Below are 13,451 nucleotides of genomic sequence, written 5' to 3'. Positions count from 1 at the left end.
GTAAGCATGTCCATGTTGTTTATGGGGAAATTTGTTGCCGGAGCTACATTTTTGCAGTAGATTTCGACTCCAATTCTTCCCATTTTGCAAGGTAGTCTGTCAATTCTTTTTCAATCGCCGCTAAGCGTGTTTGTAATGCTTTTACTTCGTCTGGGTGATCACGATAAATTGCTGGTTCGTTCAGGCGTAAAGTGATATTGGCCTGCTCCCGTTCCAACATATCAATTTTACCAGGTAATGCTTCAAGTTCACGTGTTTCCTGATAACTCAGTTTTTTAGTCCGAGCAAGTTTTGGCGCTGTAGAACCACTGTTTGGTGAGGTTTCCGGCTGCTTTGATAATATTTTTTGCTGATTGCTATTATCTTCAAACTGTTTTGCACGTATCCAATCTTCATAACCGCCAATATATTCACATAATTTTCCATTTCCTTCAAATGCAATTACTTGTGTAACGACATTATCCAGAAATTCCCGGTCATGACTGACCAAAAACAACGTACCGGAATAATCTTGCAACAACGCTTCCAGCAATTCCAGCGTTTCGATATCCAGATCGTTGGTGGGCTCGTCCAGTACCAGCACATTGGCAGGGCGGGTAAATAATCGCGCCAGCAACAAACGATTGCGTTCGCCGCCTGAAAGTGATTTGACGGGCGATCGAGCGCGTTCCGGGGGAAACAAGAAATCCTCCAGATAACTGATAACATGCTTACGCTTACCATTAATCTCAACAAAATCCGAACCGGGGCTGATGGTATCCGTCAGAACCATTTCTTCATTGAGCTGCTCGCGCATCTGATCGAAATAAGCAACCGACAGCTTGGTACCTTGCTGAATGTTGCCGGAATCCGGTTGTAATTCGCCCAGAATCAATTTTAATAACGTCGATTTTCCAGCGCCATTCGGACCCAGCAACCCCACCCGGTCACCGCGCATAATGCGACAGGAGAAATCCGTGATAATCGCTTTGTCACCGTAGCTTTTACTAACATGCGCCAGTTCAGCAACCAACTTGCCCGAACGTTCACCCGCGTCGACACTGATATTGGCCTTTCCAACCTTGTCCCGGCGCGCCGCGCGTTCCAGACGCAATGATTCCAGCCTTCGCACTCTGCCTTCGTTACGTGTGCGCCGCGCTTCGATTCCTTTGCGTATCCAAACTTCTTCCTGCGCCAGGAATTTATCGAACTTCCGGTTATGTATCGCTTCAACTTCCAGCATTTCCGCTTTCTGGCGCTGGTAATCGGAGAAATTGCCGGAAAAAGTCTGCAAATTTCCGCGATCCAGCTCAATAATTCTGGTCGCTACGTTATCGAGAAAACGGCGGTCATGCGTGATAAACAAAACGCTACCGGAAAAATCCCGCAGCAATCCTTCCAGCCATTCAATGGAAGAAAAATCCAAATGATTGGTAGGCTCATCCAGTAACAGCACATCCGGCGATATCACCAGCGCACGCGCCAACGCCACACGCTTTTTTAACCCTCCGGAGAGATGATCAATCAAAGTATCCGCAGGCAAATTCAGCTTATTGATCACAGTTTCTATTTTTGCTTGCAGGTTCCATCCGCCGTCGACTTCCAAAGCACCTTGCAAATCTTGCAAACGGATCAGCAATGCTTCGGTATTTTCCGGTGTTTCGCCTAATTCATGCGAAATAGCGTGATACTCCAGCAATATCCGGCTGATATTGCCCAATCCTGTGGAAACTTCTTGATATACCGTGTTGGTGGGATTCAGAAGCGGCTCTTGCGGCACATACGCCAGCTTTAAATTGGGCGCACGCCAGAGCCGGCCGTCATCGAGTTTAATCTCGCCAGCCAGTGATCGCAGTAAGCTTGATTTACCGCCGCCGTTTCTGCCGATCAGACCGACACGCTCGCCTGGGTCGAGCTGTAAGTTGGCATGATCAAGCAAAGCATGGTGGCCAAAAGCGAGGCAGGCATTTTCCAGTGTAATGAGCGGCATCAGTGAAGTTTAATGTGGATAAAATCGATTGCGGGATTAATCAAGTTATTGATTTTTCATTTCCCAATAAACCAAAGGGAGGCAATTTTGTCATGCTTTGGCCCGCTTGGCAAAAACAGGAGTAATAAAAATGGAGCCCGAAGGCTCCATTTCGCACGGTTGCGCGTCAAAAAGACTGCATTACTCAGCCGCAGTGACGCTAATTTTCTTCGGTTGCACAGCTTCACGCTTCGGTATAACCACCTCCAGCACACCGTGTTTTGACGATGCGGAAATCGCTTCAGCGTTAGCGGTATCCGGCAGACTGAAGCGGCGATAGAAGGAGCCGTACGTACGCTCAACGCGTTTGTAGCCTTCTTTTTCGGTTTTACTTTCGGATTTTTTCTCACCTTTGATGGTGAGTACGCCATCTTCCATGCTGATATCGATTTCTTCCGGTTTTACCCCCGGAATATCCGCATGAATAACAAATTTATCTGCTTCTTCCCTAATATCCACCGCGGGAGACCACTCCGCCGTTGCGGTAGAGCCTTCAGCGACACTGCGTTCCAATTCTCTTTGCAGTTGACTCAACAATCCCCAAGGTTCATAACGTGTAATAGCCATACTCAATTTCTCCTTATCAATTAAAAAAGCACATTGTGTAAGTTCAACATCAACGCCTCATTCAATCTCAAATTGCTCTAGGTTTAATGCAGCGTTCTCACAGTTACAAAAAGTACACTTTCAAACTTGATATAAGGATCAATTATTTTTTTTCAAGCACCCCGGAAAAGTCACTCAATACACTTATTATAATTCTCAATACAAATCAGATATGTAGCTAACGCGCGTAACGCCGCCGCAAACCATAATAGGCAGCCGCAAGCACCGCTAGCAGCAAAGCAACCCAGACTCCATTCCGTTTCATCCACTCCGACAGATTCGCCTGAACGGAAAAATTCGCTTCGGCGAGACCCAGCGCTTTAGTGTCTGCCTGCGCATTATCTTGCGTCACTATATGCAACTGAAACTTCAAAACCTGCTCCCCGGATGATTCCGGCGTCACGCGCCAGCGCCATTTAGCTGTACCGCCATAATCCGAAACCGGATCCTGCGCGCCCAATCTGTCAATTTCAAAACCATCGCCAGTGATCTCGGCCTTCATATTGGGCGACACAACACCGCGAATTCCCTGTATCGAAGTCCCTTCGGACGCCGTCGCTACAATCTCATTCAAAAACTTAGCAAGATGTTTTGTTTCCAGATTGACCGCCACCTCAAACGGTTCATATTGTTTCACCTCCGACGGAATCGTAATCACCGTGCTATCCAGCGGCAATTTCATGATCACCGGATTGTGTAGCCTTTTAGCCGACAACATATGCAACACCGCATTGATCGAAAAAGGCACCAGCAATAAAACAGCCAACATGGCAATTGGCACGATGAAATTAAAATTCAAACCGAATTGAGGTTCTGAGTCACGCATGATTTCTCCAGCGATGGGTTCATATTCAGGAGCAAATCATAACATTGTTGAAAGCCAAACTGAGTGAATCTCGAGTATAGCGAGCTCCACCTATCGGAACGATTCACTGGCATTAATCAGCTCAATCGCTAAAAGCGTCCCGATATTAGGCAAAAATAAACAAGCGGTTACGGGTTTATCTGGTAATTTACTGTAAAACGCCATGCTTGCGCAATGGTATTGTGATTTACCTTACGGCACGATAGAAAGGCATCCATTGCGAATGATGCGCTTCACTGCGCTCAGCACATCCTACGGCTCTAACTTGGTTTTAAAAGATGATGCGGTATGAAAGGCATCGTGGCGACTCAATGATCATCGCAAGTTTAAGGCATTTACTGGCGCAAAACTTTGCCGGTGTATTTTGCAAGCGCCATATTCTTGCAGTGCGGCCAAATGCGCTTTGGTTCCATAGCCTTTGTGCTTATCAAAGCCATAGCACGGATAAAGCTGGTGCAATCGCTTCATTTCTGCGTCACGCGCAGTTTTGGCTAAAATGGAAGCGGCTGAAATGGCGGGTATCAGACTGTCACCCCGGATGATGGTGCGCACCGGACATGGCAAGCGCGGGCTTTGATTTCCATCGACGAGTGCGATATCAGGCACAAACGGTAAGCTTCTCACGGCACGTTGCATGGCCAATAAGCTTGCTTGCAGGATGTTGAGCTGATCGATTTCTTCGACTGTGGCCGATGCCACAGCCCATGCGGCAGCATGTTGTTTGATCATGATTGCAAGCGCATCGCGCTTGTTTTCACTGAGCTTTTTAGAATCGGCCAATCCAGTAATCGGGTGATCGGAATTCAGTATCACACAGGCTGCATAAACGGGTCCGGCGAGAGGTCCCCGGCCAGCCTCATCGACGCCGCAAATCAGTTCATTAGCGGCAGCTTCAGCTCCGTTGCCAGTCACTATTTTAATCGATAGGATTGGATCCTAGACACTTCTAGCGGTACACATCAGTTGAGCTTCAGTCACCAGTTGTCCATCGACTTCCGCACGCGCCGAATATTTCCACAGTCCTTTGATTTGCCGTTCGATGGCGACTTTGAGGATTAACTGATCACCGGCAATGACCGGTCTCTTGAAACGGACACCGTCGATACCGACAAAATAGTAAACCGTGTCTTCTTTGTTAACCGTATCTTCGGTTCTCAGCGTCAGAATCGCGGCAGCTTGCGCTAATGCTTCGACAATCAAAACACCCGGCATGACGGGATGATGGGGAAAATGTCCGGAAAAAAACGGCTCATTAATGGAAACATTTTTCAATGCGACGATATCCTTACCCGCCTCATATGAAATGACCCGGTCTACCAGTAAAATCGGGTAGCGGTGCGGTAAGTATTTTAAGATTTCGTGAATATTCATAGTGCTCATTTTATTTTCCTTTCTAGCCCTAGGGACGCAATCAACATTGATTGAATTGTGACTTGTTATTCTTTGTCGAGCGTTTTAATCACTTTATCCGTGATATCGATGCGCTGGCTTCTATACACCGAGTCTTGCAATTGCAATATCAGATCATAATTTTCCGCTTCAGCGATTTTGCTGATAGCACGATTGGTGCGCTCCAGGATGATGCTGTATTCTTCATTTTGACGCACGCTTAGATCTTCTCGCATTTGACGCTGCGCGCGTTGATATTCCCGGCTCAGATTGGCGAGGTTTCTTTCCAGGTTGCGCCGTTCGGTTTCTTCCATCTTTATGCTGTTTTTTTCCAGCTTATCTTGCAGGTTCTTGGCTTCCAAAGCCATTTTCTTGATATCTTCGTCACGCGGCACGAATTCCTGCTCGATTTTTTTCTGCGCTTGGATCGCCGGCGCGGATTCGCGCAGAATTTTTTCGGTATTCACTACGCCGATTTTGATATCACCAGCAAAGGCAACCGTGAATCCACAGGCAATGATAGCGGCAGTTACCGCCATAACCAGATTGCGCCGCTGTTGATTGATTTGTTGTTGCAACATATACACTACCGGAGTCTCAACTAAATCAGAATTGTTGCCCGAACATGAACTGGAATCTTTGCAAATTATCGCCGGGCTGATCATTCAAGGGTTGCGCAATACTAACTTTCAATGGCCCCATCGGTGAGACCCAAGTGAGCGCCAATCCGGCCGAGTAACGCATAAAATTATTCAGATCGCCGAATTTATTGAATGTGGTACCGCCATCCAGGAATGTGCTCAAGCGCAACGATCGATCGTCTTTCATAAAGGGCACCGGGAACATCAGTTCGATATTACCCACAACACGCTTGCTGGCGCCAACGGCGAACAAGATTGAATTGCTGTTTGAGGTATTTGTAAACTGATCACGAGGACCCAAAGAGTTCAAATTATACCCTCGCACGGAATTATTACCGCCAGCAAAAAAGTTTTTGAAGAACGGCAATGTATTTCCGGTATATCCGTCACCGTAACCGGCTTCGCCATTTAGCATCAAAGTGAAGAAATCGGTAATGGGAAAATACCATTTTTGATTGTAACTGACTTTGTAGTAATTCAAATCCCCGCCGGGCACACTGACTTCACCGAACAATCGATGCGTCGTGCCGGAAGTGGGCCAGATGGCGCTGTCACGGCGGTCTCGAGCCCAGCTGATGGTCAACGGGAAATTATTGGTCGATGTGCCAAATTCCTTGACAAAGTTCAGATAACGCCTTGGGCTATCGTCAAAAGTTCCGATATGGGTATTTTCCGCAGCCAATCCGAAAGAAACGATATCGCCTTCGGCAATGGGTATACCCAACCGGACGCCAGCCCCGACAGTTTCCGTTTTAAATGCGCCAACCTGCGTCAAAGGCCGGGTATTCAAATCCCGCTTGTAAACATCGAAACCGAGACTGACTCCGTCCACGGTAAAATAGGGATTGGTGAATGAAGCGGCATAGGTTTTATTGATAAGACCGGTATTAACATCCAGACTGAAAAAATTACCGGTGCCAAAAATATTGTTCTGAGAAACCGAGCCATTCAGAATAATACCTTGTTGTTGCGAATAACCCGCACCGAACATGATGGACCCGGTCGGTCTTTCTTCCACCTTGACATTGATGTCCACCTGATCCGTTTTATTGGGTACGGCGGGCGTTTCGACATTGACGCTATTAAAGAAAAATAAACGGTCCACACGCACTTTGGAGAGATTGATATTTTTCGTGGAATACCAAGCGCCTTCCATTTGCCGGAACTCGCGCCGGATCACTTCGTCACGTGTGCGGTCGTTACCTGTGATGTTAATTTTCCGGATATAAACCCGGCGGCCGGGATCAACAAAGAATGTAAATCCAGCTTGCCGTTTTTCATGATCGATTTCCGGCGATGCATTGATATTAGCAAAAGCATAACCATCGTCACCCAGGCGGTCGGTCATGGATTTGATCGACTCGGTCAGCTTTTGCCGGGCGAATACCGTGCCGCTTTTGAGTAATATCAGTTTGCGCAATTCTTCTTCCGGCACAATGGTATCGCCAGCCACTTTGATATCGGAGACGGTATATTGAGCGCCTTCGGTCACATTGATGGTGATATAGATGTCGCGTAAGTCCGGTGTAATCGATACTTGCGTTGATTCAATATTGAATTCAAGATAGCCGCGATCCAAATAATAAGAGCGCAGCGTTTCCAAGTCGGCAGCTAGTTTCTGCTTTGAATATTGGTCATTTTTGGTGAACCAGCTCAGTAAATCAGGTTTCCTGAGAACCAGTATGCCACGCAACTCTTTGTCAGGAAATTTTTCATTACCGACAAAACTTATTTTTTTAATTCTGGCCGTGCGGCCTTCCTTGATGTCAAAATTAATCGCCACACGGTTACGTTCAAGAGGCGTTGTGGTTGTGGTAATTTTGACAGCATATTTGCCACGACTGATGTACTGACGCTTCAATTCCAGCTCCGCCCTTTCCAACAACGAACGACTGAAAATCCGCGATTCCGATATGCCTGCCTGTTTTAATCCTTCGAGCAGTTTGTCTTTCTCGAATTCCTTCGCGCCATTGATACTGATTTGCGCAATTGCCGGCCGCTCTACAACTTCCACGATCAAGATGTTGTTCTCGGATTTTAATTTTACATCTTTGAAAAAACCAGTTGCATAAAGCGCCTTGATCGCCTCGGTGGCTTTGTCTTCATTCATAGCATCGCCGACTTTAATCGGCAGATAGCTGAATACCGTGCCAGCTTCGGTACGTTGTATGCCTTCCACACGGATATCTTTGACAATGAAAGAATCGCTGGCCCAACAGGAGAATGCATAAAAAAAGCTGACAAGTGCAACGGCAAAATGCTGGAATTTCATTATCTAGCCAGTAATAAGCCGGTTAATATCGTTATAGATGGCAAATGTCATCAGGGTAAACAACATGGCCATGCCAATCTTCTGCCCAATGATGATGGCTTTGTCAGGAAGCGGATTGCCTCTTATGATTTCAATGAGATAGTACATCAGGTGCCCGCCATCCAGAATCGGGATCGGCAATAAGTTTAAAACACCGATGCTGACACTGATTAATGCCAGAAAAGCGAGATAAGATACCAGCCCCATCTGCGCGGATTGACCGGCATAATCGGCAATGGAAATCGGTCCGCTGACATTTTTCAGGGAAACGTCGCCCGTGATCATTTTGGACAGCATTTGCAATGTCAGTATGGTCGTTTCCCAAGTCTTCTCGATGGCTTTTTGGAATGCTTTGCCGGGAGAATAACTGACGGTGACGAGCAATTCGTCAAACTCAGCCTGATGGATAACTGGCGCCACACCGATTTTGCCGACTTGCTTGCCATTTTCAACCGTTGTTTCCGGCGTAACAGTCAGCGCGATCATTTCGCCGCTGCGCAAAATCTCCAGCTCCAGTGTCCGTCCGGCGCTCGAGCGTATTTCTTTGACAAAATCCATCCAAGTATGGATTTCCGTATCATAGACAGCGATGATTTCATCGCCTGCTTGCAGTCCGGCTTTGTTGCCAGCACCATCGGCTATGACCTGTCCGATGACTGGCTTGATGATGGGTTGATAACTGGTGAGTCCAATAATACCTGGAAAATTTTCATTAAGCTTATCCGGATCGACACGGCTTAGATCCAGTTTGCGCAAATTGATTTCGCCATTTTTATTAACGGTTTGCATCGTTACGTTCGCGGATTGATCAATAGCGTATCGTAATAAAGCCCAACGCGCATCCTGCCAGCTGGCGACCGGCTCGTTTTCGATGCTGACAATGGTCTCGCCTTCTACAAATTGTGCATGGGCGGCAGCCGTTGCAGGTTCAACCGGACCCACCACGGGCTTCATACCATTAACACCGAGAATGAAGAGCAGCCAATATAAAACAATCGCTAACAAAAAATTGGCTATAGGTCCCGCAGCTACGATAGCGAAACGCCGGGCAACCGGCTGACGGTTGAATGCGCGCGGTAAATCCTCCGCTGCAACGTGGCCTTCATTTTCATCCAGCATCTTGACATAGCCGCCCAGTGGAATTGCGGCAATCACCCATTCTGTCCGGTCTTTTCCCCAGCGTTTACGGAAAATGGGTTGACCGAATCCAATGCAAAACCGCAGTACTTTCACACCATTCCAACGTGCTACCAGATAATGGCCAAACTCATGAAATGTAATCAATATACCCAGGGCCAGTATGAACGAAATGATAGTATAGGTTATTGACATAGTGGATTATTACGTAAGGGATGCAGGTAGAGGGAGGGTTGTGACCGCACGATACTTATCATTTCACTGCTGATGCTGATTGAATAATACGCGATACTATCATTAATTCAGGAAAATAGAATCTAGTCACTGCAACAATTTTCTCACGAGGATTATTGCAGGTTTGCAAGCCAATTCCGCGCGACATCACGGGCCAGTGTGTCTGTTTTCAATACGTCATCCAATGTCACCATTTCTTCTTGCCGTACTGTTTCCATGGCATGCGCAATCATGGTCGGGATGGCGGTAAACGGCATACGTCTTTTAAGAAACGATTCCACTGCGATCTCATTGGCAGCATTCAGCACTGCGGGCATATTTCCGCCTGCGGCGAGTGCTTGATAGGCTAATTTCAAACACGGGAATTTTTTAAAATCAGGCTCTTCAAAATCCAGGTGAGCAACCTTGAACATATCTAAAGCGGATACTCCACTTTCTATCCGCTCGGGAAAGCCCATCGCATGGGCAATGGGTGTGCGCATATCCGGATTCCCCAATTGCGCAATGACCGAGCCATCGACATAAGCAACCATGGAATGAATGACACTTTGCGGATGAATCACCACTTGGATTTTCTCCGGTGGCGCCTCAAACAGCCAATGCGCCTCAATCACTTCCAATCCTTTATTCATCATGGTGGCGGAATCCACCGAAATTTTTTGCCCCATGTCCCAATTCGGATGCGCACAGGCTTGTTCCGGCGTAACGCTCGCGAGTGATTCTAACGGTGCGCGACGGAATGGCCCGCCCGAAGCGGTTAGTAGAATGCGGCTGATACCGGCTGCCGCCAAATTGCCATTGAAATGGTGCGGCAATGACTGATAGATAGCGTTATGCTCGCTGTCGATCGGTAATAATGTGGCATTGTGCTGTTTGACCAAATCCATAAAAATACGCCCGGCCATGACCAACGTTTCTTTATTGGCGAGCAGCACCAGTTTTCCGGTTCGTGCTGCCGCAAACGTCGGGCGGATACCGGCTGCGCCCACAATGGCAGCCATCACGGCATCGACTTCGGGAAGGGAGGCGACCTTTTCCAGCGATTCGATACCGGCCAGAACTTCCGTCCGGATCCCGGCTGCTTTAATTGCATCAGCCAGTTGCCCGGCACTGGCCGTATCCAGCATGACCGCAAATCGCGGCTGAAAGCGCTGGCACTGCGCGAGCATTTTTTCGACACTGTGATTGGCCGTTAATGCAAAAGCCTGAAAACGGTCCGGATGCCGTGCGATAACATCCAGCGTGCTCTCCCCGATGCTGCCGGTAGAGCCAAGAACAGTGATTTGACGGATAGTTTTCATAGTGCTGGAGAATAAAAAATGAGTAAGGCTAAAATGGCAAATGGCAGCGAAGCGGTCAAAGCGTCGATTCGATCTAAAATACCGCCATGACCCGGCAGAATATTTCCACTATCCTTAACTCCAGCCTGACGTTTCATCAGCGATTCATATAAATCGCCGACGATACCCAATATCGCCATCAGCAACAGTAACGGTATCAATTTAACCGCCAAAGATTCTTCAATAAACCAAAAATCCCAAGCCAGGCCATAAATGATTACTGCGATAAGAGCGCCAAATACACCTTCCCAGGTTTTATTCGGGCTGATCTGACTGGCGAGTTTTCGCTTACCCAATGATCTTCCGGTGAAATACGCCGCAGTATCGGAAATCCAGATAGTAGCCATGAGGCCCAGTAAAAGCGCCGGACTGATAGCGCGCAATTGATACAGCGCGAGACATGTGGGTAACAAAAGCATCCAGCCAGCCAACATCAAGAGTAGCGGATTTTTAATAGTGTAAAGCTGATTCAGATAGGGTGGCACACTGATGACCCAAAAAGCGGCCGATACAATATAAACCCAGATCAAATCTGAAGAGTAAACGTTGGTTTTTAACGATTCACTCATCTGAAACAACAATTCTCCCCCAATGAATGTAGTCAGGAGCATAAAAATGATGGTATTTCTTACCGAAAATCCGGCTAACCGGCTCCATTCGCGCGACCCGATCACTGTCAGTGACAGTAACACAATAGCCCAAAAGATATCTTGCAAGAAAAACAATGCCGACAAGAACAAAGGAAGAATGATAATTGCAGTTAGGATGCGGGTTTTAAGCATAAAAAGGCTACTTTTACCCTTCAGCGGACAAGTAACATTTGCAGTTGCTCGCTGGTACGGCCAAAGCGGCGCTCACGCTGCTGGTAAGACTGGATGGCCAATTCAAGTTCATGCTCGTCAAAATCCGGCCATAAGGTATTGGTGAAATATAATTCGGTGTAGGCCAGTTGCCATAATAAAAAATTACTGACGCGATATTCCCCGCCGGTACGGATGAATAAGTCCGGCTCGGGCGCATAACTCATGGATAGATATTGCGCCAAACTTTCTTCTTCAAAGTTAAGCGGCAGATCTTTTGATTGTGCCATCATCTTGCGCATGGCCTGCATGATATCCCAACGGCCGCCATAATTGGCCGCAATCGTAAATGTGAGACGCGTATTATTGGCAGTGAGTTGCTCGCCAAGGCGAATGAATTCTACGATTTTAGGATCGAATTTTGATATGTCGCCAATGACTTTAAAACGGATGCCATTTTCATGCAATTTGGCGATTTCTTGCTCCAATGCGCCAAGAAACAGTTGCATGAGAGACGTAACTTCATCCGTAGGCCGCCGCCAGTTTTCGCTGCTGAAAGCAAATAGTGTGAGGAAGGTAACACCGCGTTCCATACAGGCTTTAATAACGCCGCGAACTGTTTCGACACCTTGCTTATGACCGGCAATCCGAGGCATGTAACGGCTTTGTGCCCAACGGCCGTTACCATCCATAATAATAGCGATGTGTTTGGGTATTGAACCTGTTTCAGGTAATTCTGGGGTTGAACTCGGGCCTTGAGGCATATCAAACCGCCATCAGTTCGGCTTCCTTAACCTGTAAAACCTTATCAATTTCTAAGATATAACGATCTGTTAACTTTTGAATTTCGTCTTGACCCCGGCGTTCCTCGTCTTCTGATATGTCTTTAGACTTTAATAAGTCTTTCAAGTGTGTATTCGCATCCCGGCGAATATTGCGCATGGCCACTCGCACTGCTTCGGCTTCATGCTTAACCACTTTGATCAAGTCACGGCGGCGTTCCTCAGTAAGCGCCGGCATGGGCACACGAATCGTTTCACCTACCGGCATCGGATTTAAACCCAGATCAGATTCGCGAATAGCCTTCTCAATAGCGTTAGCCATTTTCTTTTCCCAAGGAATAACTCCGATCGTCCGCGCGTCTATGAGATTGATATTGGCGACTTGGTTGATCGGCGTTTGCGTGCCATAATAATCAACAGTGACATGGTCCAGTAAACCAGTATGTGCTCGCCCGCTTCTAACTTTACTCAAATCCACTTTCAATGCTTCCAGGCTTTTTTGCATTTTTTGTTCAGCGGATTTTTTTACATCGGCAATCATAATATCCTATCCCTCTTGAATCTATTTCAGAAGACCCGACTATCGTAGCATCAGACCGTCACTAACGTTCCTTCATCCTCTCCTGTTATTATACGTTTAAGAGCGCCAGTCTTGAAAATACTGAATACATTGAGCGGTAATTTTTGATCCCTGCATAGCGTCAGTGCTGTTGCATCCATTACCTGTAAATTCTTCGCAATCGCTTCATCAAAAGATAACTGGTGAAAGCGCGTCGCTTCCGGATTAATCTTAGGATCACTGGTATAAATGCCATCCACCTTGGTTGCCTTAAGCATGATATCCGCATTCATTTCCATGCCTCGCAAAGCGGCTGCGGTATCAGTGGTAAAAAAAGGATTGCCCGTTCCTGCCGCAAAAATTACCACCCTGCCGTCTTTCAGATAACGAATGGCACGTCCGCGGATATAAGGTTCCACGACTTGCTCGATGCGTAAAGCAGATTGTATTCGCGGCACCAAGCCGACAAGCTTCATGGCGTCTTGCAGTGCCAGGGCATTCATCACAGTGGCTAACATGCCCATATAATCGGCAGTAACGCGCTCAAGCCCGTCATTGGCGGACTTCATGCCACGAAAAATGTTTCCGCCGCCAACCACTATGGCAATTTCAACACCTAATTTACTGACCTCTTGAATCTCAGCAACAATTCTGCCCATCACTGCATGATTGATCCCATACTTATCTTCACCCATCAGGGCTTCGCCAGATAGCTTCAGTAAAATACGTTTATAAGCAACAGCAGTCATTGATCGTTAATTGGAGAGATTGGAGAGGTT

13 protein-coding genes are annotated in these 13,451 nt (G+C 47.1%); all 13 read right to left on the bottom strand.

The genetic code is table 11. The features are described from left to right. Positions 1–43: 43 nt before the first annotated feature. The 13 genes from DU481_RS01130 to pyrH all read right to left on the bottom strand — a co-directional run bounded on the left by DU481_RS01130 (position 44) and on the right by pyrH (position 13,421). The gene (locus DU481_RS01130; RefSeq protein WP_350131477.1) at positions 44–1,969 is read right to left on the bottom strand and encodes an ATP-binding cassette domain-containing protein; all 1,926 of its coding nucleotides are present in this window, start codon (positions 1,967–1,969) and stop codon (positions 44–46) included. Positions 1,970–2,149: 180 nt separating this feature from the next. Then, positions 2,150–2,575, bottom strand: a complete 426-nt coding sequence (locus DU481_RS01125; protein ID WP_090315116.1) for an Hsp20/alpha crystallin family protein — start codon at positions 2,573–2,575, stop codon at positions 2,150–2,152. A 217-nt stretch (positions 2,576–2,792) separates the two neighbouring features. Further along, positions 2,793–3,440, bottom strand: coding sequence for a hypothetical protein (locus DU481_RS01120; protein WP_350131474.1), 648 nt, complete (start codon positions 3,438–3,440; stop codon positions 2,793–2,795). A gap of 354 nt (positions 3,441–3,794) precedes the next feature. Continuing rightward, positions 3,795–4,391, bottom strand: coding sequence for a ribonuclease HII (gene rnhB / locus DU481_RS01115; RefSeq protein ID WP_350131471.1), 597 nt, complete (start codon positions 4,389–4,391; stop codon positions 3,795–3,797). Positions 4,392–4,415: 24 nt separating this feature from the next. Beyond that, on the bottom strand, positions 4,416–4,859 hold the full coding sequence (fabZ, locus tag DU481_RS01110) for a 3-hydroxyacyl-ACP dehydratase FabZ (RefSeq protein ID WP_090315112.1): 444 nt from the start codon (positions 4,857–4,859) through the stop codon (positions 4,416–4,418). Between the two features lie 56 nt (positions 4,860–4,915). Further along, positions 4,916–5,407 (bottom strand): OmpH/Skp family outer membrane protein, encoded by a 492-nt coding sequence (locus DU481_RS01105; protein WP_350131617.1) that lies wholly within the window; start codon positions 5,405–5,407, stop codon positions 4,916–4,918. 67 nt (positions 5,408–5,474) lie between these two features. Then, a complete protein-coding gene (gene bamA, locus DU481_RS01100; RefSeq protein WP_350131468.1) occupies positions 5,475–7,781 on the bottom strand; it encodes an outer membrane protein assembly factor BamA in 2,307 nt (768 codons plus the stop codon). 3 nt (positions 7,782–7,784) lie between these two features. After that, positions 7,785–9,152, bottom strand: coding sequence for an RIP metalloprotease RseP (rseP, locus tag DU481_RS01095; RefSeq protein ID WP_350131466.1), 1,368 nt, complete (start codon positions 9,150–9,152; stop codon positions 7,785–7,787). A 152-nt stretch (positions 9,153–9,304) separates the two neighbouring features. Beyond that, positions 9,305–10,492, bottom strand: coding sequence for a 1-deoxy-D-xylulose-5-phosphate reductoisomerase (ispC, locus tag DU481_RS01090; protein ID WP_350131463.1), 1,188 nt, complete (start codon positions 10,490–10,492; stop codon positions 9,305–9,307). After that, positions 10,489–11,313 carry a phosphatidate cytidylyltransferase gene (locus DU481_RS01085; RefSeq protein WP_350131460.1) on the bottom strand — a complete coding sequence of 275 codons (825 nt, stop codon included), beginning with the start codon at positions 11,311–11,313 and terminating at the stop codon, positions 10,489–10,491. The genes ispC and DU481_RS01085 overlap by 4 nt, the downstream gene beginning before the upstream one ends. Positions 11,314–11,333: 20 nt before the next feature. Beyond that, positions 11,334–12,095 carry a polyprenyl diphosphate synthase gene (gene uppS, locus DU481_RS01080; protein WP_350131458.1) on the bottom strand — a complete coding sequence of 254 codons (762 nt, stop codon included), beginning with the start codon at positions 12,093–12,095 and terminating at the stop codon, positions 11,334–11,336. A 1-nt stretch (position 12,096) separates the two neighbouring features. Further along, positions 12,097–12,654 (bottom strand): ribosome recycling factor, encoded by a 558-nt coding sequence (frr, locus tag DU481_RS01075; RefSeq protein WP_292666917.1) that lies wholly within the window; start codon positions 12,652–12,654, stop codon positions 12,097–12,099. Between the two features lie 50 nt (positions 12,655–12,704). Further along, positions 12,705–13,421: a UMP kinase gene (pyrH, locus tag DU481_RS01070; protein WP_350131456.1), complete on the bottom strand. Its 717-nt coding sequence runs from the start codon at positions 13,419–13,421 to the stop codon at positions 12,705–12,707. Positions 13,422–13,451: the final 30 nt, after the last annotated feature.

The sequence above is a fragment of the Nitrosomonas sp. genome (assembly GCF_040240425.1).
Lineage (GTDB): Bacteria > Pseudomonadota > Gammaproteobacteria > Burkholderiales > Nitrosomonadaceae > Nitrosomonas.
This window is presented reverse-complemented; position numbering and strand designations above follow the sequence as displayed.

Coding starts and splice junctions, on each gene's coding strand:
- DU481_RS01130 (WP_350131477.1), bottom strand. CDS start 1,969: ATGCCGCTCATTACACTGGAAAATGCCTGCCTCGCTTTTGGCCACCAT.
- DU481_RS01125 (WP_090315116.1), bottom strand. CDS start 2,575: ATGGCTATTACACGTTATGAACCTTGGGGATTGTTGAGTCAACTGCAA.
- DU481_RS01120 (WP_350131474.1), bottom strand. CDS start 3,440: ATGCGTGACTCAGAACCTCAATTCGGTTTGAATTTTAATTTCATCGTG.
- fabZ (WP_090315112.1), bottom strand. CDS start 4,859: ATGAGCACTATGAATATTCACGAAATCTTAAAATACTTACCGCACCGC.
- DU481_RS01105 (WP_350131617.1), bottom strand. CDS start 5,407: ATGGCGGTAACTGCCGCTATCATTGCCTGTGGATTCACGGTTGCCTTT.
- bamA (WP_350131468.1), bottom strand. CDS start 7,781: ATGAAATTCCAGCATTTTGCCGTTGCACTTGTCAGCTTTTTTTATGCA.
- rseP (WP_350131466.1), bottom strand. CDS start 9,152: ATGTCAATAACCTATACTATCATTTCGTTCATACTGGCCCTGGGTATA.
- ispC (WP_350131463.1), bottom strand. CDS start 10,492: ATGAAAACTATCCGTCAAATCACTGTTCTTGGCTCTACCGGCAGCATC.
- DU481_RS01085 (WP_350131460.1), bottom strand. CDS start 11,313: ATGCTTAAAACCCGCATCCTAACTGCAATTATCATTCTTCCTTTGTTC.
- uppS (WP_350131458.1), bottom strand. CDS start 12,095: ATGCCTCAAGGCCCGAGTTCAACCCCAGAATTACCTGAAACAGGTTCA.
- frr (WP_292666917.1), bottom strand. CDS start 12,654: ATGATTGCCGATGTAAAAAAATCCGCTGAACAAAAAATGCAAAAAAGC.
- pyrH (WP_350131456.1), bottom strand. CDS start 13,421: ATGACTGCTGTTGCTTATAAACGTATTTTACTGAAGCTATCTGGCGAA.